General features: G+C 35.0%; 18 protein-coding genes. 12 read left to right on the top strand and 6 right to left on the bottom strand.

What is annotated here, in order from left to right:
* Positions 1-123: 123 nt before the first annotated feature.
* Entirely contained in the window at positions 124-714 is a 591-nt protein-coding gene (locus MKY90_RS27665; protein WP_002068662.1) for an AmiS/UreI family transporter, read from the top strand.
* Positions 715-757: 43 nt separating this feature from the next.
* Positions 758-1702 carry an NAD-dependent epimerase/dehydratase family protein gene (locus tag MKY90_RS27660; protein WP_198946084.1) on the top strand — a complete coding sequence of 315 codons (945 nt, stop codon included), beginning with the start codon at positions 758-760 and terminating at the stop codon, positions 1700-1702.
* Positions 1703-1790: 88 nt separating this feature from the next.
* On the opposite strand, the gene sodA is transcribed toward MKY90_RS27660, so the two are convergent.
* Positions 1791-2417, bottom strand: coding sequence for a superoxide dismutase [Mn] (gene sodA, locus MKY90_RS27655; RefSeq protein ID WP_078178104.1), 627 nt, complete (start codon positions 2415-2417; stop codon positions 1791-1793).
* Between the two features lie 219 nt (positions 2418-2636).
* Here sodA and MKY90_RS27650 point away from each other — a divergent pair, with 219 nt between their 5' ends.
* Complete coding sequence (locus MKY90_RS27650) at positions 2637-3707, top strand: nitric oxide synthase oxygenase (RefSeq protein ID WP_002089906.1); 1071 nt, start codon at positions 2637-2639, stop codon at positions 3705-3707.
* 363 nt (positions 3708-4070) lie between these two features.
* On the top strand, positions 4071-5639 hold the full coding sequence (locus MKY90_RS27645) for a BCCT family transporter (protein WP_341093175.1): 1569 nt from the start codon (positions 4071-4073) through the stop codon (positions 5637-5639).
* 119 nt (positions 5640-5758) lie between these two features.
* On the opposite strand, the gene MKY90_RS27640 is transcribed toward MKY90_RS27645, so the two are convergent.
* Positions 5759-7057 (bottom strand): MFS transporter, encoded by a 1299-nt coding sequence (locus MKY90_RS27640; protein WP_002167291.1) that lies wholly within the window; start codon positions 7055-7057, stop codon positions 5759-5761.
* A gap of 328 nt (positions 7058-7385) precedes the next feature.
* Here MKY90_RS27640 and lytS point away from each other — a divergent pair, with 328 nt between their 5' ends.
* From lytS to msrB, 6 genes are all read left to right on the top strand, one after another.
* Positions 7386-9155 carry a two-component system sensor histidine kinase LytS gene (gene lytS, locus MKY90_RS27635; RefSeq protein WP_002130152.1) on the top strand — a complete coding sequence of 590 codons (1770 nt, stop codon included), beginning with the start codon at positions 7386-7388 and terminating at the stop codon, positions 9153-9155.
* On the top strand, positions 9133-9873 hold the full coding sequence (locus tag MKY90_RS27630; protein WP_002130151.1) for a LytR/AlgR family response regulator transcription factor: 741 nt from the start codon (positions 9133-9135) through the stop codon (positions 9871-9873). Before lytS ends, MKY90_RS27630 begins: the two co-directional genes overlap by 23 nt.
* A 133-nt stretch (positions 9874-10006) precedes the next feature.
* Entirely contained in the window at positions 10007-10438 is a 432-nt protein-coding gene (gene lrgA, locus MKY90_RS27625) for an antiholin-like murein hydrolase modulator LrgA (protein WP_002138935.1), read from the top strand.
* A 34-nt stretch (positions 10439-10472) separates the two neighbouring features.
* Positions 10473-11165: an antiholin-like protein LrgB gene (gene lrgB, locus MKY90_RS27620; protein WP_000168872.1), complete on the top strand. Its 693-nt coding sequence runs from the start codon at positions 10473-10475 to the stop codon at positions 11163-11165.
* 334 nt (positions 11166-11499) lie between these two features.
* Positions 11500-12534, top strand: a complete 1035-nt coding sequence (locus MKY90_RS27615; protein ID WP_002016425.1) for an AI-2E family transporter — start codon at positions 11500-11502, stop codon at positions 12532-12534.
* A gap of 101 nt (positions 12535-12635) precedes the next feature.
* On the top strand, positions 12636-13601 hold the full coding sequence (gene msrB / locus MKY90_RS27610; RefSeq protein ID WP_341093173.1) for a peptide-methionine (R)-S-oxide reductase MsrB: 966 nt from the start codon (positions 12636-12638) through the stop codon (positions 13599-13601).
* 25 nt (positions 13602-13626) lie between these two features.
* Here msrB and MKY90_RS27605 read toward each other — a convergent pair whose 3' ends face one another.
* Positions 13627-16743 carry an efflux RND transporter permease subunit gene (locus MKY90_RS27605; RefSeq protein ID WP_201057111.1) on the bottom strand — a complete coding sequence of 1039 codons (3117 nt, stop codon included), beginning with the start codon at positions 16741-16743 and terminating at the stop codon, positions 13627-13629.
* Positions 16744-17042: 299 nt separating this feature from the next.
* Between MKY90_RS27605 and MKY90_RS27600 the strand changes: the two genes are divergently transcribed.
* Positions 17043-17924: a TetR/AcrR family transcriptional regulator gene (locus tag MKY90_RS27600; protein ID WP_050000796.1), complete on the top strand. Its 882-nt coding sequence runs from the start codon at positions 17043-17045 to the stop codon at positions 17922-17924.
* Between the two features lie 23 nt (positions 17925-17947).
* Here MKY90_RS27600 and MKY90_RS27595 read toward each other — a convergent pair whose 3' ends face one another.
* The 3 genes from MKY90_RS27595 to MKY90_RS27585 all read right to left on the bottom strand — a co-directional run bounded on the left by MKY90_RS27595 (position 17948) and on the right by MKY90_RS27585 (position 22279).
* Positions 17948-19501 carry an ABC-F family ATP-binding cassette domain-containing protein gene (locus MKY90_RS27595; protein ID WP_002130147.1) on the bottom strand — a complete coding sequence of 518 codons (1554 nt, stop codon included), beginning with the start codon at positions 19499-19501 and terminating at the stop codon, positions 17948-17950.
* A gap of 282 nt (positions 19502-19783) precedes the next feature.
* On the bottom strand, positions 19784-21205 hold the full coding sequence (locus MKY90_RS27590; protein WP_098635868.1) for an oligosaccharide flippase family protein: 1422 nt from the start codon (positions 21203-21205) through the stop codon (positions 19784-19786).
* Between the two features lie 93 nt (positions 21206-21298).
* Positions 21299-22279 carry a glycosyltransferase family 2 protein gene (locus tag MKY90_RS27585; RefSeq protein ID WP_341093169.1) on the bottom strand — a complete coding sequence of 327 codons (981 nt, stop codon included), beginning with the start codon at positions 22277-22279 and terminating at the stop codon, positions 21299-21301.
* A 233-nt stretch (positions 22280-22512) separates the two neighbouring features.
* Between MKY90_RS27585 and MKY90_RS27580 the strand changes: the two genes are divergently transcribed.
* Positions 22513-23784 carry a glycosyltransferase family 39 protein gene (locus MKY90_RS27580; protein ID WP_002138946.1) on the top strand — a complete coding sequence of 424 codons (1272 nt, stop codon included), beginning with the start codon at positions 22513-22515 and terminating at the stop codon, positions 23782-23784.
* Positions 23785-23840: the final 56 nt, after the last annotated feature.

Here is a 23840-nt window from a genome sequence, read left to right as displayed (position 1 = left end):
CTTCTTTGCTCTAGCTGAATTTTGAGGTGGGAGTTTTACTGCTCGTTAATGCGGGATAAAGCATCACTTTATATTGTGGGGAGGTTAAAAGTGTGAAAGGGAAAGATTTTCACACGAATATATATGGGTTACGTAGGATTATTACTTTCAGGTGCAGCTTTATTTTTAAATAGTCTTGTCATATTAGGCAAAGTAGAGATGAAAAGTGCAGGTGTCTTTAATTTATTTGTGGGGGCATTACAAATTATCATTCCGTTCTATTTGATTATGATTTCTGATCAAAGTAATTGGACGGTATATTCATATGCGGCTACTTTTTTATTTGGTTTAACTTATTTATATGTAGGCGTTACTTTTATTAAAGGAATGGATAGTAGTGGACTAGGCTGGTTCTGTATTTGGGTAGCAATTATTGCTTTATTTTATATGATTGTTTCATTTGTTCAATTCCACGATGTTGTTAATGCGTTAACATGGTTTATGTGGGCATTACTTTGGTATTTATTCTTTGTATTAAATGCACAAAAAAAGAATATCAATCAATATCTTGGCAGAATTGCCTTTGTACAATCATGGGTAACATTGACGTTGCCTTCACTCTTTTATTTTATGGGAGTATGGGGCGAGGGATTCATATATGAACTATGGGTTTATGTATCAGTAATTTCTATTTTATATTGCTGCTATTGTATTTTTAAATATCGAGTACGTTAATGTATCGTGTGTAGAAAAAACATGGAATCGTTAAACTGATTCCATGTTTTTTTATTTTAGCGTTTATAATAATAGAGGTAGTATTTTACAATTTGTAAAAACGGGGATGATGAAGGTGAAAAAAGTATTGGTGCTAGGGGGAACAAGATTTTTTGGTAAACATTTAGTAGAAGTACTGTTGCAAGCTGGACATGATGTAACGATTGCGACGAGGGGAGTTACTGAAGATTCCTTTGGAAGTGCAGTAAAAAGACTGATTGTAGATAGAGAAGATGAGAGGCTACTAGAAGAGCATTTTGAAGGTAAAAGTTATGATATCGTATACGATAATTTATGCTATAGCTCGAATGCAGCGAAGATAATATGTGAAGTGCTAAAAGGAAAAACGAAGAAATACATTATGACATCTTCAATGGCTGTCTATGAGCCTGCGTTAGGCCTATTAGAAGAAAACTTCAATCCGTACGAGTATACAATTACGTATGGAGGTAGGAATGATTTCAATTATAGTGAAGGCAAGCGATTAGCTGAAGCAGTTTTATTTCAACATGCAACATTCCCAGTCGTTGCGGTAAGATTTCCCGTCGTTATTGGAGAAAACGATTATACGAAAAGATTACAATTTTACGTTGAACATGTTGTGAAACAAGAGTCTATCGTTGTGGATCATGTAGATGGAGAGTTGTCATTTATACATGAAAAGGAAGCAGGACAGTTTTTAGCTTGGTGCGGGATGGAAAACATAGAAGGGCCAATTAATGCTTGTAGTAACGGGGTGGTTTCTACCAGAGAAGTTATTCGTTTCATAGAAGAGAATACCGGGATAAAAGCGCTCATTCAAGAAGTAGGAGATAATATTGCTCCTTATAATGGAGTGATTAATTGTACGTTACATAATGGAAAGGCTCGTGAATTAGGGTTCTCGTTCCGAGAGTTGAAATTAGAGACGGAAAAAGTTTTACGTTATTACATAAATACAATGAAATAATCATAAATCCCCCGGTGGCAATCCGGGGGATTCTGGAGGATTTCGACAATACTAATTTTACATTACCAAATTTACCTTATACGCATGACTAATGTGTTTGTGATTGAATTGCTTGTAAATACTTTTCATTTACCCGGTCCCAGTTCACCGTATGCCACCAGTTGGTAACAAATTCTGGACGCCGATTTTGATACTTTAAATAATAGGCGTGTTCCCATACATCGATGACGAGTAATGGAATTTTACCTTCTTGCAAAGGTGTATCTTGATTGGGTGTACTCATAACGGAAAGTTCCTCACCGTCCAGAACAAGCCATCCATAGCCACTTCCAAAACGACTAATAGCTGCTTTGGAAAGTTGATCTTTTAAGTTGTCAAAGGTATTGAAATAATAATCAATTACTTTTGCAACGTCTCCATTAGGCTCACCGCCACCTCGCGGGCTCATTAATTCCCAAAAAAGACTATGACAATAATGTCCACCACCGTTATTTCTGACAGCTGTAACAATTTCTTTTGGTAAAGTTTCTAAATTACATAGTAACTCTTCTAAAGATTTATTATGTAATTCCGTATAGTTTTCTAAAGCGGCATTCAAGTTATTTACGTATGTCGCATGGTGCTTTCCATGATGAATAGAAAGCGTGTTGCTATCGATATATGGCTCTAGTTCATCATAGTCATATGAAAGCTTTTGCAATTGAAATGAAGACATAACATTCCCTCCTTTCTTATTAAAAAAAGTTGGTCTGGGTAAAAATAATTTACCTGAGTCAAAAATACACCTATTTTTTATACAAGTCAATAGTAATCTCTTTAATTTTCTGAAAAATATTACAATAAAAGTAACACTTCGACTTTCATTTGTGACTCTTATTCTTTTTGCTTATACTGTAAAGTAGTAACGTTTTGTTAAAATAGAAGGAGATCGTTTATGAGTAAAACGAAACAATTAATAGAGGAAGCGAGTCATTTTATTACGGTTTGCTATAAAGAGCTTAATAAAGAACAATTCATAGAAGAGAGAATAAAAGAAATTCAAGTTGAGATAGAGAAGACGGGGACGTATGAGCATACATTTGAAGAACTTGTTCATGGATCACGAATGGCATGGCGCAATAGTAATCGATGTATCGGAAGACTATTTTGGAGTAAGATGCACATATTAGATGCACGTGAAGTAAATGATGAGGAAGGTGTATACAATGCATTAATTCATCATATTAAATATGCAACGAACGATGGGAAAGTTAAACCGACAATTACAATTTTTAAGCAATATCAAGGTGAAGAAAATAATATACGAATTTATAATCACCAATTGATTCGATATGCAGGATATAAAACAGAAATGGGAGTGATTGGTGACTCTCATTCCACTGCGTTTACAGATTTTTGTCAGGAACTTGGCTGGCAAGGAGAAGGTACGAATTTCGATGTATTGCCACTTGTGTTTTCTATAAACGGGAAGGCACCTATATATAAAGAAATTCCGAGAGAAGAAGTAAAAGAAGTGCCAATTGAACACCCAGAATACCCGATTTCGTCACTTGGAGCAAAATGGTATGGGGTTCCAATGATTTCAGATATGTGCTTAGAAATTGGCGGTATTTCTTATACGGCAGCCCCGTTCAATGGATGGTATATGGGAACGGAGATTGGGGCTCGTAACTTAGCGGATCATGATCGCTATAATTTACTTCCGGCTGTTGCGGAGATGATGAAGCTCGATACATCGAGAAACGGTACGTTATGGAAAGACAAGGCGCTAATTGAATTAAACGTGGCTGTTTTACATTCTTTTAAAAAACAAGGAGTTAGTATTGTGGATCACCATACAGCTGCACAACAATTTCAACAATTTGAGAAGCAGGAAGCGGCATGTGGACGGGTTGTAACAGGTAATTGGGTGTGGCTCATTCCACCGTTGTCGCCAGCTACCACTCATATTTATCATAAACCGTATCCAAATGAAATTTTGAAGCCGAATTTCTTTCATAAATAATAGCTAGTATAGTTTTTTTTTCTGCAAAATATAATTTTTTTTAATTACTGTTACGTAGCAAATGGAAGCCTTTACTATCGGTTATTTTTGGAAAGGACTTTTTGAACCAAGGAGTTCCTTATGTTATAATCAAATTTCTGTTTCGAAGACCTTATAGAAATATAAGGTCTTTTGTTTTGCTTTTTTATGTAATAGGAATAGAAATTTTCTTTTAAATAAGGGATTTAGCATATTTTTAGGGACAACATAAGTGTGTAGGAAATTGATGGATTATTATACTTATATAATCATTGTGTTTTGGGTGTAAACAAGAAAACATAATAAAGTTGTTTTTTTAGATTGCTGAGGAAGGAGGAAGTGTAAATGAGGATGAAGAGTCGAAAAACGGATTGGCCTGTATTTCTTATTAGTGGTGGCTCACTTTTATTATTTGTAATTGCAGTTATTTTAAATAAAAGTTACGTAGAGGGAGCCATTAATAGCAGTTTTGCAGCTTCAATTAAATATTTTGGTGCCTTTTGGCAGGTTTTATTAATTGGTACATTTGTTGTTGCAATGTGTATGGCGTTTTCAAAATATGGGAGAGTTAAACTTGGGGGGCTAGAAAAACCTGAGATTAGTACGACAAAATGGCTCGCTATTATTATGTCTACATTACTTGCTGGAGGTGGCGTTTTTTGGGCAGCCGCAGAGCCGATGTACCATTTGATGACGGTGCCACCAATACATGAAGGTATAACTGCTGGAACGAAAGAAGCGGTAATGCCGGCTTTAGCACAAAGTTATATGCACTGGGGTTTCCTGGCTTGGACGATTTTAGGTACAATTAGTGCGGTAGTTATGATGTACGGGCATTATCATAAAGATATGCCTTTAAAACCTCGAACGCTTTTATATCCTATTTTTGGAGAGAAATTGCGAAAGAGTTGGCTTGGAACAATGATCGATGTATTTGCCATTATTGCGGTAGCTGCAGGGACGATTGGTCCAATCGGATTTTTAGGCTTGCAAGCAAGTTATGGGTTACAAGCATTGTTTAACATTCCTGATGTGTTTACTACTCAATTAGCCATTATTGTTTGTGTAGTAGCTGTTTCTACTATATCTGCGGTAACAGGAATTGATAAAGGGATTCAAATTATAAGTAATTTAAATGTTAGGTTAGCAGTTCTATTAATGGTATTTGTATTACTATTTGGACCAGGTGGATTTATTATCGATTCATTTGTTTCTTCGTTTGGATTTTATATAAATAAATTTATTCCAATGAGCACATATCGTGGTGATACAGCTTGGTTAGGATCGTGGACAATCTTTTTCTGGGGATGGTTTATTGGATATGGACCGATGATGGCAATTTTAGTGAGCCGAATTTCAAGAGGAAGAACAATCCGAGAAATCATCGTTGCAATTGGAATTATTGCACCCATTATTACAACGTTTTGGTTTACTATACTAGGGGGATCAGGTGTGTTTTATGAGTTAATGAATCCTGGTTCTATCTCGACCGCATTAAGTGAATCTGGTATGCCAGCGGCTATGATTGCAATTACAGAGCAACTGCCACTATCTAATATTATTGGACCTGCATTTCTTTTATTAACAATTTTATTTGTAGTGACAACAGGAGATTCAATGGCTTATTCGATTTCAATGGCAGTGACTGGAGATGGAGATCCTAGAATTAGTTTGCGAGTTTTTTGGTCGCTTATTATGGGCGCAGTTGCGGCGATTCTTTTATATATGGGTGAGGGAAGTATTAACGCCTTACAATCCTTCATTGTAGTGACGGCTGTTCCGGTATCTATTCTGTTATTCCCAATGCTATGGCTAGCGCCTAAAGTTGCAGGGGAATTAGCGTTAAAACAAGGTATTGTAAAAGAAGAAGATAAAACTAGCTTCTTGTTCCAAAAAGCTAGTAAATCAAAATAAATAATTGTATTTATATAAGAAGAGGAAGCATTTCATTTGAGATGCTTCCTCTTTGCTATTTATCCAAATACTTTTCCTGAGGGGACAGTATTTGGATAAACATTTCGTACAGTTTCAATCTATTCTAATACTTTATCTTTCGTCTCTGGGACACATAATAGCATTGTAACTAAACCGATTGGATAGATAATGAAGATGAGAGATAATGCTCCCATTAAATTACCACCTGCAGCAAGTAAGCCGATAATAACAGGTCCAAATCCAGCTAACCCACGTCCTGTACCGAAAATAAAGTTCTCTGCTGTCGAGCGAGCTTCAGCAGGATAGTTTTCAGCTAAAACTGCTCCGAATCCCCCCATCATGCCATTGGCAAAGAATCCAAGCAGTGCACTTCCCCATAACAATGATGTTGAGTCTGTGAATAAGAAGAAGTAAATGAGACAGTATATAGTACCACCGACGTAATAGATTGTAAAAGTTTTACGGCGGCCAATTTTATCGGCTAGAATACCAAAAGTTGCAATTCCAATTAGCATGCCGATTGTAGAGATGAACATCCAACCGCTCGCTTTTGCTAACGTGTAATTATATTTATTTGCTAAAATAGTTGGCATCCAAGTGAAAATTCCATAATATCCGAAGTTCTGGATAAATGACATAATAATAAGACCAATGGTTGTTATCGTTACTTTTTTATTGGCAAATAACTTTCGAAGTGGGAACTTTTTTATTTGCTTTAGTTGTTCTGCTTCAGTGGTTGTTAAATTACCTTCAGCTTCTTTTTGTAACAATTCTTTTTTGTATCGTTGTTTTTGTTCCCATATTTTCGGTTCACTTAAACTTTTGCGGACGTAAACAGCTAATAGAGCGGGAATGAGTCCAAATAAGAAAACAGCTCTCCATCCAAAATGCGGGACGATAAATGCCGGAAGGAGTGAAGCGACTAGTACGCCAAATTGCCATCCAAGTGCAACAACGGATGTCGCCTTAGCGCGCATTTCTTTAGACCATGTTTCAGTTACGATGGCCATTCCAATTCCGAATTCACCACCAACCCCCATTCCAACTAAAAAGCGAAGAATTAATAATTGCCAATAATCTGTTGCAAAATAAATAAGTGCTGTTGCTAGTGAGAATAGTAAGATTGTGAAGGCCATCGTACGGATACGCCCAAATAAATCAGCAATAAATCCAAATAAATAAGACCCGGTTAGCATTCCTATTGTGGTAGCTAATGTTAAGTTTCCACCTTCAACAGGGCTTAAATGAAATTCTTTTAAAATGTAGACGAGTACGAAAGATAAGAGCAACATATCTAAACCTTCTGCTGCATATCCTAGCGCAGAACCAAACAATGTTTTATATCTTTTCTCCTTCGTTTCCTCTGTTGTTGATTGTACATCAGTAGTGACGTTCATCATTACTCCTCCTTATTTTCTTCTACAGTCGCTATGGAAGAATAACAAAAGGCCTTCTCACCTGATATGATGAGAAGGCCAAAAAAGCATACGTATCCCTAAAAAAGACCATACGTATAGTATATTCCGACTTCCTTCTCAACCTCACGGGGTTGGGTTAAAGGACTGTATTATATTACTTTATTTTTAGCACTCTACTGTTAGATTGTCAAATAAAGAGGGGATAGTTATGTGTAAAATATTTCAAAAGATATTGCATTCTTCTTGACGCCCACTTCATTATTTTCCCATAATAAAACTAACTAATATAAAAAGGAATGAATCACAGATGCTAAATTTAGTACTTATGATGATTGAACGTGTCGGACTTATTGTTATTTTAGGATTTTTACTTTCTCATATTAAAACGTTCAGGCGCCTTCTTCATAGACAAGATGGGTATGTAGATAAGCTTAAGCTTATTTGTATTTTTTCAGTGTTTACAATTGTCAGCAATTACACAGGAATTGAAATTGCCGGGAATACAATTATGAAAGAAAATTGGCTACAAGGTGTTTCGTCATCTAGTACAATTGCGAATACACGTATTATGGGTGTTGGAATTAGTGGATTGCTTGGTGGTCCTATCGTCGGTATTGGAGTGGGATCGATTGCGGGTATTCACCGTTATATGCTTGGCGGGACGACAGCGCTCAGTTGTGCAATCTCATCAATTTTAGCAGGTGTTATAACGGGGTATATTGGATACATTTTCAAAAAATATAATCGTGTAATTACGCCTAAATTTTCTGCGATTTTAAGTGTTTTTATCGTTACTTTAGAAATGCTTATGATTCTATTAATTATAGAAGATGGACTTAGTGTTGTAAAAACAATTGCGCTACCGATGATTCTTGTAAATAGTTTTGGCAGTTTCATTTTACTTTCGATGATACTAGCTATTTTACGACAAGAAGAAAACGCAAAAGCTTTGCAAACGCATAAAGTATTACGAATTGCTGATAAGACGTTACCATATTTCCGCCAAGGGTTAACAGAAGAGTCTTGTAAACATGTGGCACAAATTATTCACCGCTTTACGGGAACAGATGCGGTATCCTTAACAGATACAGAGGAAATCTTAGCTCACGTTGGATTAGCATCAGATCATCATATTCCTTCACACAGTTTAATAACAGGTTTATCAAAAGAAGTATTAAAAACAGGGAAAATAATGAAGGCAAAATCACGTGAGATTATTAATTGTCAACATGAAGGGTGTCCATTACAAGCGGCAGTTGTTATTCCATTAACTTCACATGGAAATACGATAGGAACATTAAAACTTTATTTTAAAAACCCTAATCAATTAAGTCGTGTTGAAGAAGAGTTAGCGGAAGGGCTAGCGAAAATATTCTCCACACAGCTTGAGTTAGGTGAAGCTGAGTTACAAAGTAAGTTATTGCAAGATGCCGAAATAAAAGCGTTGCAAGCACAAATCAATCCGCATTTTTTATTTAATGCAATTAATACAGTATCAGCTTTATGCCGAACAGATGTAGAGAAAGCGAGAAAATTATTATTGCAGCTTAGCGTTTATTTTCGTTGTAATTTGCAAGGGGCACGACAATTACTTATTCCATTAGAACAAGAGTTGAATCATGTACATGCATATTTATCGTTAGAGCAAGCGAGGTTTCCGAATAAGTATGAAGTGAAGATGTACATTGAAGAGGCACTAAAGGTGACTTTAGTTCCACCATTTGTGCTTCAGCTATTAGTTGAAAATGCATTGCGCCATGCTTTTCCGAAAAAGCAGCCAGTGTGCCAAGTCGAGGTACATGTGTTTGAAAAAGAAGGGATGGTTCACTTTGAAGTAAAGGATAATGGACAAGGGATTGAGAGTGAACGTCTAGAGCAATTAGGAAAAATGGTAGTTCCATCAAAGAAAGGGACGGGAACAGCCTTATATAATATTAATGAACGACTTATCGGGTTATTTGGGAAAGAGACAATGCTTCAAATTGAAAGTGAATTAGAGCAAGGGACAAAGATCCTCTTTGTGATTCCGAAAAAAGTAGAGGAGGAAAAACGGAGTGTTAAAAGTATTAGTAGTTGATGATGAAATGTTAGCACGGGATGAATTGAAATATTTATTAGAGAAAACAAAAGAAGTAGAGATAATTGGTGAGGCGGATTGTGTAGAGGATGCATTAGAAGAATTAATGAAAAACAAACCAGATATTGTTTTTCTAGATATTCAGTTATCTGATGATAATGGATTTGAAATCGCAAATATATTAAAGAAAATGAAAAATCCGCCTTCAATTGTGTTTGCTACTGCCTATGATCAATATGCATTGCAAGCATTTGAAGTAGATGCGTTAGACTACATTTTAAAGCCATTTGATGAAGAACGTATCGTACAGACATTAAAGAAATATAAAAAACAAAAGCAAATAAAGTTAGAAACAAAGCAAGATGTAAAGAGTGTAGATGTAACGGCCGAGATGCATAAATTAGCATTACCAATTGAGGAATCAATTGTACTTGTTAACATTGAAGATATTATTTATGTAGGGCTTGTAGATGGGAAAGTAACTGTAAAAACAATGAAAGAAACATATGTAACACATGATACGCTTGTCATTTTGGAAAAGAAATTACCACAAACAATTTTTATGCGTGTTCATCGTAGTTTCGTTGCTAATATTAATCATATTTCTGAGATACAGCCGTGGTTTAATTCGACTTATAACTTAATTATGAAAGAGGGATCCAAAGTCCCGGTTAGCCGTACATATGCAAAAGAACTTAAAAAGCTGCTTCGTATTTAAGAAGCAGCTTTTTGTATTTCGTCTGCCTATTTTTGTAACTAATTTTGTATATTTGACGTTCTGTTATGTAAACGCTTACAGTTTTATTTTTATCTTATACAATAAAGGTACCAAATCGAAAGAGGTGGCCAAAATGAGTACGAAAAAAGTATATAGTTTCTTATCACAAGCATTCATATTTTCAGCTATTATGTTAGTTTCTAATATTATTGCAACGCATTTACCAATTCCGATGCCTTCATCGGTGATCGGATTAGTTATTTTATTTAGCCTATTATGTTTAAAAGTTATTAAATTGGAACAAGTTGAATCATTCGGAACGGCTTTAACAGGTATTATCGGATTCCTTTTCGTTCCATCAGGTATTTCGGTTATTAATTCTCTCGGTGTAATGGGACAATATTTTATACAAATTTTAACTGTAATTGTTGTCGCAACAATTATTTTACTCGCTGTAACAGGATTATTTGCACAATTTATTTTAGGAAAAGACGATAAAGAAATAGAAGATACGAAAGAATTGAAAGTAGTAAATAAAGGACGCAAGCACGGAAAAGTTGCGTAACCAATTTAGTATATATTGTTAGGAGGGAATGAACATGGCAAGCACAATGACTCCATATTTCGGAATCGTCGTTTCATTAATCGCATACGGAATCGGAACATTATTATTTAAGCATTCAAAAGGATTCTTCTTATTCACACCATTATTCGTAGCGATGGTATTAGGGATTGTCTTTCTAAAAGTAGGTAACTTTACTTTTGAAGAATATAATACTGGCGGAAAAATGATTAGCTTCTTCTTAGAACCAGCAACAATCGCGTTTGCAATTCCATTATATAAACAAGTTGATAAGTTAAAAAAATATTGGTGGCAAATTTTATCGGCTATTGTGGTTGGATCTATTTGTTCAGTGGTTGTTGTGTTCATTGTCGCAAAAGCAATTGGTCTAGATACAGCTGTAATGAACTCAATGTTACCGCAGGCAGCAACAACAGCAATTGCATTACCAATCTCTGAAAGTATCGGTGGTATTCCAGCAATTACATCATTTGCAGTTATTTTTAATGCTGTTATCGTATACGCATTAGGTGCGTTATTCTTAAAAACATTTAGAGTGAAACACCCGATTGCTAAAGGTTTAGCGCTTGGAACAGCAGGACATGCGTTAGGGGTTGCAGTAGGTATCGAAATGGGTGAAGTAGAAGCAGCTATGGCCAGTATCGCTGTGACAGTGGTTGGTGTCGTAACGGTGGTGGTTATTCCAATGTTCATGCCGTTTATTGGATGATAAAACTTACTAAAAAAAATATAAAAGCAAGTTATTTGTAGGACGGATTTCTACTGATAGCTTGCTTTTTATGTTACAGTAGTGGTAAGACCTATTGAAGGATAAAAGTTTCCTTAAATCTTCATTAATACTACGTATAATGCGTTCTGAAATAGGTCATTGTATTGTAAAATAAGAAGTAACATAATATATAGCACAATTAACGGGTGGTTAGGGTTGAATATAAATTGCTCGCAATGGCTTTAATATTAAAGGATAATTATAAGTAGAGAATAGAGAGAGATCTACTTGTTAACGTTTTACTTTATAGGACAGGAGAGAGTACTCGTCGATTATGCAAATAAAAAACCTGTTTCAAAGCAAAGGATTTCAGAGGTTAATCGTATTAGTATTACTTGCTCTCATATTGTATGGGATGCAAAGTATGTTAAATTTAATTTTAATTACGTTTATGTTGACGTATTTAATGGATCGATTCCAAAAGTTTATTTCTCGTAAATTAGATCATTTCATGCCAATTAATCGAAAAATTATTATAGCGCTTTTATATGTAATGTTAGTGGCAGGAATTGCCATTACGCTATTTAAATATTTACCGGTATTAACAATACAAATTTCACAATTGATTTATCAATTTAATGTATTTTTAAGAAATCCACCTGATAGTGAATTAATTAAGTATGCAGTTAATGCTGTTAATCATATGGAGCTTTCTAAATATGTGGGGCAAGGCGTAGACATTTTGTATAAATCTATTACGAATGTTGGGAAATTTGGCCTTCAAGTTTTACTTTCTGTAATTTTAAGCTTATTTTTCTTACTTGAAAAAGCACGTATCGTTGCTTTTACTTCAAAATTTAAAGAAAGCCGACTTGCAATTTTCTATAACGAAATAGAGTATTTCGGAAAGAAATTTGCACGTTCATTTGGAAAAGTAATCGAAGCACAATTTTTAATTGCAATTGTTAACTGTGTTTTATCTGTTATTGCATTATGGATATTAGGATTCCCGCAATTACTAGGTTTAGCGTTAATGATTTTCTTGCTTGGTTTAATTCCAGTGGCGGGTGTTATTATCTCGTTATTCCCACTCTGTATGATTGCTTACAATATTGGCGGTATTATGTATGTCGTTTATATTGTAGTTATCGTAACAGTAATTCATGCACTTGAGAGTTATGTATTAAATCCGAAGTTTATGTCTCAAAAAACAAACTTACCAATCTTCTACACATTTATGATATTAATTTTCTCTGAGCATTTCTTAGGTGTGTGGGGACTTATTATCGGTATTCCAATCTTCATTTTCTTATTAGATGTCTTAGATGTGACAAGTGATGAAATGGAGAAGGACGTTGGAAAAAAATAAAGTGAAGTAAAGAAAAAGCATCGATGTTCGATGCTTTTTCTTTTATAACATGACGTTCCTTATGCCATACTGTAAGGAGAAGATAGAATAGGGGTGAAATAATGGCTGTAAATGAAAAGATAGAGTTAGCTACGTTTGCCGGAGGGTGTTTCTGGTGTATGGTTTCGCCATTTGAAGAGATGGAAGGGATTATACAGGTTGTTTCAGGCTATACAGGTGGCCATAAAGAGGATCCAACGTATAAAGAAGTGTGCTCGGAAACAACTGGGCATTATGAAGCAGTACAAATTACATTTGATGCAAATAAAATGCCGTATGAAGAGTTGTTAAATATATATTGGAGACAAATTGACCCGACTGATATAGGGGGACAATTCCACGACCGTGGACAGTCTTATGAAACGGTGATTTTTTATCATAATGAAGAACAACATAAAAAGGCAGAGGCTTCAAAAGAAGAGCTCGAGAAAAGTGGGAATTTTTCGAAGCCAATTGTGACAAAAATATTGCCAGCTGCTACGTTTTATCCAGCTGAAGAATATCACCAAGGATATTATAAGAAGAATACATTTCGCTATGAGTTATATCGTAAAGGCTCAGGTCGAGATGCTTTTATTAAACAACATTGGCCAAAGAATAATGCTCATTTAAAAGAAAGATTAAACGAGATGCAGTTTTATGTAACACAGGAAAATGGGACAGAACCGCCTTTTCAAAATGAGTATTGGAATCATAAAGAAGAAGGGCTTTATGTAGATATTGTTTCGGGGGAACCATTATTTACTTCTTTCGATAAGTTCGATAGCGGCTGTGGATGGCCGAGTTTTACGAAACCAGTTATGTCAGCTAGTGTGAAAGAAAGAATGGATGTTAGCCATAATATGACGCGTACGGAAGTGAGAAGTAAAGAAGGAGATTCACATCTTGGGCATGTATTTCCAGACGGCCCAGGACAAAACGGCCTTCGTTATTGTATTAATTCGGCAGCGCTACGCTTTATTCAAAAAGAAGATTTAGAAAAAGAAGGATATGGTGATTTCCTAATCTTGTTTGGGAATAAAAAATAACCTCGCAGTCAGCGAGGTTATTTTTTTATTTTACTTTTTTCTTTTTAAATTTGCTTAATGCTTCATAAACGATTGGAACAATAAGAAGTGTTAATAACGTTGAACTTGTTAATCCACCAATTACTGTTACGCCAAGTCCTTTAGAAATTAAGCCGCTACCTTCAAATCCTAATGCAAGCGGGATAAGAGCCCCGATTGTTGCAATTGCAGTCATTAAGATAGGACGCAGGCGTGTTGTACCAGCTTCTAATAATGCTTCACGTGTTGATAGGCCGTCATTTTCTTTATGAATAACACGGTCAATGAGCACGATTGCGTTCGTTACAACGATACCAATTAGCATAAGAGCCCCAATCATCGCAGATACGCTTAACGTTTCGCCAGAGATTAATAAGGCAACGAGTGCACCAATGATTGTGAATGGTAGCGAGAATAAAATTGCGAATGGTGCAAGGGCACCGCCAAATGTAACAACAAGAACGAAGTATACAATGGCAATCGCAGCTAACATCGCTAAGCCAAGTTGTTTGAATGATTCTTGAATATCTTGTGTAACACCACCCATAGAAACATCTATACCAGAAGGAAGATCCATTTTATCTACTTCTTTTTGAACAGCGGCAGATGCTTTTGAAACGTCATCAGATGTTAGTTTTGCACTAACTTCCGCATAAACACGGCCATCACGATGTGTTACTGTGTTAGAAGTTTCACCTTCTTTTACAGTCATAACATCTTTAACAGCAACTTCATTACCAAGTGGTGTTGTAATTTTACGATTTGTTAAGTCATCGATCGTTTCATAGTTTTGTTTTTCAGTTTCTACATATACATTTATATCTTTATCATCTTTTTTAATTGTTGTAAGAACAGGGCGGTCATGTTGATTAGAAAGTCCCATTCCAATTTGAGCAGCAGTTAGCCCCATTTTACTTAACTTTTCTTGATCAGCGACTAAAGTATATTCTGCATATGTTTTTGCAACACTAGAGTCTATGTCTTTTAAATCTTTATTTTTCTTCATGATATTTTGAATGTCTTTCACGACAGGCTTAATTTCTTCAGAGCTATCTCCATAAACGTATAGCTTAATTTCGTTACTACCGCCACCTGCTCCAAAATCTTGGTTTTTCCATTCACCTTTTCCAGACATCTTTTGTAAATCTTTAACGACTTGTTCTTTCTCTTTTTCAAAGTTTTTCGTATCGTTATCATATTGAACGAAGAACATCGCTTGATTTGTTTGACCAGGGCTCATTGGGTTTTCGCCGCCTAATGAGAATTGAATCGTTTTGACGTCTTTTTTATCTTGGAAATGCTTTTCAGCTTTCGTTGCAATTTTTTCAACGTCGTCTAACGTTTGACCTGGCTCAGGTTTGTACGTTGCGATAATCATTTTTTCTTCTTCAGATGGTAAGAAGCTGACACCGATGATTGGTACAAGTGCAAGGCTGCCTACTAATAGGAGGACTGTGATACTTGATGTAATAATTTTATGGTTTAACGCCCATTCAAGTATACGTTTATAGCCGTTTGCTAATTTGCTTGGTTTTTCCTCATGATGTACTTCTTTTTCTCTCATGCTTTCCTTCTTAAATAAGGAATGTGCTAGCATCGGCACAATTGTAACTGCCACAAGTAAGGAAGCAAGTAGGGCAAAAACAATTGTTAAAGCAAATGGTAAGAACATTTCACCAATCATACCCTTTACAAGCCCAAGAGGTAAGAATACAGCGATTGTTACAATTGTAGAAGACATAATCGGGATAAACATTTCTTTCGTAGCTTCACGAATTAAATCTTTCCCACGTAATTTCTCTTCTGATAAAGACATACGTCGGTAAATATTTTCAATAACAACAATTGAGTCATCAACAACGCGTCCAATAGCAACTGTCATTGCTCCAAGTGTCATAATGTTAAGGGTAATATCCATTTGTTTTATTACTAAAACTGCAATTAATAAAGAAAGTGGTATAGAAACGACAGAGATTAGTGTTGTTCGAATGTTTCGCAGGAACAACATAATAATAACAATCGCAAAGATAGCACCGAAAATAGCTTTGCTAAGCATTGTTTCGACTGATTTTTCAATAGGCGCACCTTGATCGAATGTTGAAATAATCTCTAAGTCTTTATATTTTTTCTCAAGGTCTTTTACTTTATCTTTAACTGCATTTACAACATCAACTGTATTCGCATCAGCAGCCTTCACAATTTGAATACCGATTGCTTCTTTTCCATTCGTTCGAGAAATGGATTCCGCTTTTCCAACTTCTTTAATATCAGCAATCTCTTCTAATGTAACCGTTGGTATGCCATTCATAGCGGCCGGATTCATCTGTGGTGCTTGTGTTCCAGCACCAGCGTTTTGGCTACCTTGACCATTCGGTGATGAAGGGATAGCTGGAATTTTTAATTCTTTTAATGCTTTAATTGTTGTAATGTTACCATCGACAACAACTGATTTTTCCGTATCTTTAAATGTATATAAGCCAAGTGGTAACGATACGTCCGAACCTTTAACCATATTTTTTACAGTATCTTCACTTAAACCTAATTCTTTCATCTTATCTTTTTTGAAGACAAGCTGTACTTCGTCTACTTGTTGACCTGCGATTTGAACAGATGCGACACCATCAAGTCCTTTTAATCCAGGAACAACATTTTTTTCTACATTTTCTGTTAAGGCAGCTAAAGATTCATTTTTACTCGCTACGCTTAATGAAATAACAGGAAAGGCATTAAAGTTTACTCGTGAGACTTTCGGGTCTTTCACACCTTCTGGCAGTTTCACGTTTGCGAGCGATTCTTTAATTTCCGTTTCGGCTTTTTCCATATTTTTATCAAAATCATATTCTACCTGAATAGAAGATGCGTTTTGATAAGATGATGAACTAACAACGTTTACACCGCTTAAATTTTGGAGTTGCTCTTCCATTGGTTTTGAAATTTTATCAGCTACTTCTTCTGGTGTAGCACCAGGATAAACCGTGGTTACTGTTACAATCGGTGTTGTAATATCAGGAATTGTCTCCAGCTTCATATTGAGTCCAGAATAAATACCCGCAATAGTAACAATAATGGTTAGTAGCCAAACTGCGAACTTATTTTTTAACGTGAAATTGATGATTTTGTTCATGTTTGCGCTCCCTTTTTATTATATTGACCAATTGGTCAGTCTAATACATAATATAACTGACCGATTGGTCAGTCGTCAATGAAAAGAGATGGTATAATAAAATCAAACTGTAAGTAGTCGGTTTCCTATTCTTTTTCTGATCATTGGCTTTTACTAACCGAATTTTATAGATGGAGAGGCTTCTATATAAACCATTTACTCCATTAAATTTTAGATGGGGAGTTTTATTTTCAGTTAATGTGGAATAAAATCAAGTTTGAATTTACATAAGATGCGAGATTAAATTTAGGAGAGAGAATATGAAAGAAAAAGAGCGCTTAATTATAGAGATGGCTATGAGGTTATTTGCAACTAAGGGTGTAAATGCAACGTCAGTACAAGAAATCGTAACCGCATGTGGTATATCAAAAGGAGCTTTTTATTTATATTTCAAATCAAAAGACGAGTTATTATTGGCCACACTTCGATATTATTATGACAAGATTCAGAAGAAAATGCTGGATATTGAAAAAGAATCTTTATTACCACGTGAAAAATTTGAAAAACAATTATATTGTCAGTTTACTGATGTGCAAAAACATAAAGAATTTATTATTATGCATGCAAGAGAAAATGCAATTCCGTTTAATAAAGAAGTAGAAGAGTTTATGATGAGGATGAAATTAGAGTCTCATGCATTTTATCGGAATAGCTTACTGTCCATTTATGGTGAAAAGGTTATTCCATACTTGTTAGATCTAGTAATTATGGTGGAAGGGATATGCCGTGGGTATTTAGAATTAATTATTTTAAATGCACCAGAAATTGATTTGTCCTATGTCTCAGCTTTTATTTTAAAAAGGATAGACAATTTAGTAGAGGGGCTTCTAGAATCTTCGGAGGAACCTGTCCTACATGAAGAGAGACTAGGAGAATTTCTTTGTAGTTCCGAGCTTATTAAGGAACAGGTGAAGGAACATTTTCTAAGTGAAATTATTGTATTTAAACGAACATTAACTGATCAATTAGAAAATGATGAGTTACTTGTAACTTTAGATGTTTTAGAAGCAGAAATGAGATTGCAAAATCCAAGAATTCCAGTCATTAGAGGTATGCTTGCTAATTTAGCGGTATATCCTAGTTTAAATGAGTTTCGATTGAGGCTTACGGCATACTATAATATAAAAAATCCTTGCATATAGAACGCAAGGATTTTCTATTATAATTAAGAATTATTTTGTGACCATTCTTCAACATTCCAAGTTTTTGTAATCCAGCCTTCATAAAATTCTGGTTCGTGACATACAAGAAGGATTGTCCCTTTATATGCCTTCAGAGCTTTTTGAAGTTCTTCCTTTGCTGTAACATCAAGATGGTTTGTTGGCTCATCAAATAGGATCCAGTTACTTTCTTCACCCATTAACTTACATAAACGAACTTTTGCTTGTTCGCCACCACTTAATTGATTTAGCGGGCGAGAGATATGCTCATTTTTTAATCCGCATTTCGCTAACATTGCACGAACTTGATGTTGGTCCATGCTAGGGAATGTGTTCCAAACGTCATCAATTGGTGTTATATTATCAGCTTTTACTTCTTGCTCGAAGTATGCAGGCTCTAAGAAGTCACCAAGACTTGTTTTACCGCTTAAAGGTTTAATTTTTCCTAAAATCGTTTTTAGTAATGTTGATTTACCAACACCATTACAACCAACGATGGCAATTTTTTCACCGCGTTCAATTGTCATTGTTAGTTTTGGTAATAACGGATGTGTATATCCGATTTCTACATCTTCACCTTCAAAGACGAAACGGCTACTTGCACGACACTCTTTAAATGAGAACTCTGGCTTAATTGCTGTTTCAGGACGATCAATACGCTCCATGCGATCAAGTTGTTTTTGACGACTTTTTGCACGACCTGTCGTTGAATAACGAGCTTTGTTCTTTGCAATAAAGTCTTCCTGCTTTTTAATAAACTCTTTCTGTTTTTCATAAGCATTTATATGTTGATTTTTATTAATTTCGGCTAACTCTAGGAATTTTTCGTATGTCGCTGTATAGCGCGTCATTTTTGTAAATTCTAGATGGAAAATAACATCAACGCATTTGTTCATAAATTCCGTATCATGAGAAATTAATAAGAATGCATGTGGATATTCTTTTAAATAATTAGTTAACCAATGAATATGTTCAACGTCTAAATAGTTAGTAGGCTCATCGAGTAATAACACTTCTGGTTGCTCAAGTAATAGCTTTGCAAGTAATACTTTTGTACGTTGTCCACCACTTAGTGCTGAAACATCACGATCTAAACCGATTGCATCAATTCCAAGACCTCTTGCTGCCTCTTCGATTTTCATATCTAGTAAATAGAAACCACCTGCTTCGAGAGCATCTTGGATTTCTGCCATCTGCTCAAGAAGGTCCTCTAATTCTTCCGGTGTTGCCGTTCCCATTTTTTCTGCAACTTCATTTAAAGCTTTTTCTTTTTCAAATAAAGGCAAAAACGCGTCAGCTAATACATCACGAATTGTGCGACCAGGTGTTAAAATTGTATGCTGGTCTAAGTAACTGTAATTTGTACCAGGTGTCCATTCTACACGGCCTTCATCATGGATAAGTTGACCAGTAATAATATTCATAAATGTTGATTTACCAACACCGTTTGCACCGACTAATCCGACATGTTCTCCTGCTAGTAAACGCATGGATACATCTTTAAATAATGTGCGATCGCCAAATGTATGGCCTAGTTTTTCTACTGTTAATAAGCTCATAGTATCCTCCGTCCAACTTGAAATAGTACCTTGAATCATGATACTAAATTCTTGAGTATAATGCTATCCTTTCAAAATGTATATTTTTGCAAGATTAACATTGCATTGTTTCTGGGAAAATATAGAGTGTAATTGAAAGATGTTTAATTACATTGAGGGATATGAAAAATGTCGTCGAGAAGAGCTGGTGTTATGAAGGAACAAAAGAAACGATTTTATATGTAGAGGGTAATAAATAAAAAGCCAAGTTCTTTTTCATAAAGATGAAAAAGAACTTGGCTTTTATGCTATTTTCTTACCTAGCTTTTTATTTACAAATCCTAAAATCAACCCGCGTATTTGTGGATCAATTGCAAGGCCAATAATACCGTACAATATACCAGTAAGTGTTAGAGCTACCAGTGGTGGTAAGTTAATTAATACTGTGCGGTATAGGGCGTAACTGATTATAAATGCTAGTGTATTAAATACAATCCCTTTGAATAGTAATGTAAATCCTTTACGAACGAATAAAGTAAATCCGATTAATAAAGTAACCTCAGTAATGATAGCAGCTCCCGCAGCTCCCATCATTCCAAATTGGCTACCTAATACGATGTAACTTACGATAGCGACAGCTAATCCAATTCCCATCGTTGTCGCACGCTTCCACTGTTGACCAATAGTTGTTAAATTATCAGCAAGTGGATAGTTGATAGATTGTAAAATAACCATAAAGGCTAAAATTGCAAGAGCATCACCGGCTGGTGCATATTTTTCACCTAATAAAGTAACAATCCAAAAACTTGGGTCGGCGATAAATGGAATCGAAATTCCCATTCCTAAGAAAGACATAAGTTTTAATTCGAACTGAGATAGTTTTCTATGTTCATCAATATTCTTTTCATTTCCAAAAGCAAATAACTTTGGATAAAAGGCCGCTGCAATTACGCCCGGTATTTGATAAAGTACAGCAGGTATTTTTGATGCAGCACCAAAGAATCCAACTTGCTCATTCGCTGAAACTTTTTCTAATATAATGGGACCTAACTGCGGCAAAAGCATAATGATAACGCCATTGATTGTGAAAATGAGTAATTGATCTAAGATGCCTTTATCCCAGCCCTTATGAATTGTTGTATAGCGGATTGTCATTATAAAGGCAATGGCTCCTGTTACAAGGCTAGATATTCCGTACATGGCAGCGACCATCATAAGTGACCATTGAAATGACATCCCTAGCAGAAGAGCGGCTGCGGCTGTCACACCTTGTAGTACAGAAATAATCGCTGTAAATTGCATACGCTCTGTTACTTGGAAATAAGCCATCCCAACCCCTTGTAAAGTGGCTCCAAACATGGTTGGTAGTACGACCCAATATACCATGGCACGTAAGTAAGCATCAGTGTAGAAGAACTGAGCGAAAATAGCGAAGAGCACAGAAATTACGATAGCTAATACTAAACGAATACGTAAATAACTACTTATTAATACGCTAATGTTAGCGTCACTTCTCGTTCCTTCACGCATAAACGTATGTGTCAAACCTGCATCTGTAAAATAACAAATGACAGCAGAAACTGCTAATGCAACTGTAAACATCCCATACTCATCTGGTGAAACATATCTTGCAAAGAAAATCGTCGCAATAGCAAGTACAAATCGAACAGTAATATTTCCTACAAATAGGTAGGAGGCGTTTTTAAGGATTTTATTTGTTTTCATGGAACAAGACCTTTCTATTTTTCAGGACGCACTTCGTCCTATTTGTAAATTTGATTTGTTTACGGAAAGTATGTTTAAAAGCGTATTCTTTATTTAAGAAAACATAAACTTTATTCGTACAAACCAAAGCATTGCGTATAGCTTTTTGCTTCGTTTTCCATTTTTCGAATAAATTTTGCGACAATATTTATTTATATCGCCCTTGATTAATTGAACTTGTGATTTATCTAACTTAGAGCTTCCTTTAATGTATATACAAGCATTGTTAATGACTGTATATGGGAATAGATAAGTTTCAAGGATTTCAATAAGTTCTGTAGAATCATTCACGATCAAGTCTTTTGATTTATTATGAACCCAATCTTTCATTCGATTAAATACTTCTAATTCTTTTGCTGTTTTTAATTCATAATCTTTATACTTTGAAGAAAGATTTCCTTCGGATAAGATTCGATAATATGTTAAATATTCATCTACATAGCATACATTTGTAACGCTCATTAATTTAAATAGAAATTCTAAATCTTCTCCCCAGCTACACCCTGGTGTGAAACGAATGTTATGATCCATCACGATAGATCTTTTGAAAATCCAAGTACTTGTTTGCGCAACAACTTGATGCGTTAAGAAAGCCTTTGTCATATCACCTTTAATAAAGTTTGTCGTGTGCTCAACTTTTTCACCAGTCTCTTCGTAAAAGTTCATATAGCCACAATAACAAGCGTTCATGTTGTTTGTATGCATGCTTTCAACTTGTTTTTCGATTTTTGTTGGATGCCATAAATCATCACTATCAAGAAAAGCAACATATTCTCCGCTAGCGTTTTCAATTCCTGTATTACGAGCAACTGAAACGCCTTGATTTTCTTGTGGGACGTATTTTATTTGTCCGGGGTACTTTTGTACAAGTTTTTTTACGATGGAAGGTGATTGATCTTTGCTTCCATCATCTACAATTACAATTTCAATAGTTTTATATGTTTGATCTAATATCGATTGGATTGTCTCTTCAATATATTTCTCTGCATTGTATAGAGGTATAACAACTGAGACGAGTTGGTTTTGTTCCATCATAGAATTTAAACTCCTCAAATTTTATTATGTAAATCTTTTTGTAAGGAAGAAGATCATAAGAACATCTGTATAAGTTTACCGCATATAAAGTTTGTAAATCAACTTTATATATATAATAATTATTATTAAAAATATAGAAGTCACATACTAAAATTAGTTATAATGAAAAGATGTATGCGTCTATTTTCTTTTGGAAAATAAATGTTTTGTAATAAAAGGGAGGAAACTTTAGAATGTTACAAAAGTATATTCGAAGACCTGAGTTAATAATATTGGGTATTATTTTAGTTATTGGCCTAATATTTCGGTTAATGACTTTAACAACATATGGAAGTGATTTAACACTTGGTAGTGATGATTTAATGTATCAAAAAAATGCTGTCAATTTTTTAGAAACTGGTATGTTAACGTATCATGATCCGACAAAACCAACTATCCATATTATGCCTGGGCAAGTATTTTTATTAGCGGGCATATTCTTCATATTTGGGCACGGAAGTTTAGGTGTTTTATGTGTCAAATTAGTTATGATAACTTTTGGTATTTTAAGTATTTATATGACCTATAAGATTGGTACATATATTTTAAATCCAGCAGTAGGATTAATTGCTGCATTGTTATTAGCGTTATATCCTCCTGAAGTCGTAGTAGAGAACTTGACGTTGACAGAAAGTCCGTTTTTATTTCTCTCATTGGGGCTGTTATATTGGAGCTTAAAATTAGCAGATACGCATTCAATGAAAGATTTTTATATTATTTTATTATTCTACTTTGTAACATTATATTTCAGGGTACAAATCGCTTTATATCCAATTCTTTTATTTGTATACCTTCTAACAAAGCGTTATCCATTCCGTCTAATGATAAAACAAGCTCTTATTAGTGTGTTGCTGCTATTTGTTGTACTGGGTCCTTGGTGGGCGCGTAATTATATTCAATTCCATAAATTTATACCACTTACATCGGGTGCAGGGAATCCGTTACTACTTGGCACATATCAAGGTGAGGGTTATCCAGGTGGAAAAAGTATGGAAGAGATTGATGCGGAAATCCTTGCTAAGTATCCAAATATAGAAGCGCATGAATTAATGGAGAAGCAACAAGAAGTAGCGATGGACCGTATTAAGGAATGGTGGCATACAGATAAATGGTCAATGCTAAAAAGTTATTTAATTTTGAAACCACAAATTTTCTGGGAGAAGGCATATTATTATCCAGGAACTACAATTAGTATTTTTGATATATCTGGAGAAGATATGAAGAAAATTTATGAACCAATTAAAACAAGCTTCATAATTTGCTCAATCCTAGCATTTGCATTCTGTTGGAGAAGATGGAGAGAGTATTCATTCCTATGGATAAACATTCTATTCCAAACGTATTTTAATAGCTTGTACTTTGCGTATGATCGTTATGCACTTCCATTGATGCCAATGCTATTTATAATGATAGGTGTAGGTGTTGTCGCAACTGTTATGAGGGTTAGCAGACCATTCCTAAAATAGATACACGAAAATAAATATTTATATATTTTGATGCACGAAATAAGGAATTATAATAA

It is taken from the genome of Bacillus sp. FSL P2-0099 (assembly GCF_038007445.1).
GTDB classification, from domain to species: domain Bacteria; phylum Bacillota; class Bacilli; order Bacillales; family Bacillaceae_G; genus Bacillus_A; species Bacillus_A mycoides.
This window is presented reverse-complemented; position numbering and strand designations above follow the sequence as displayed.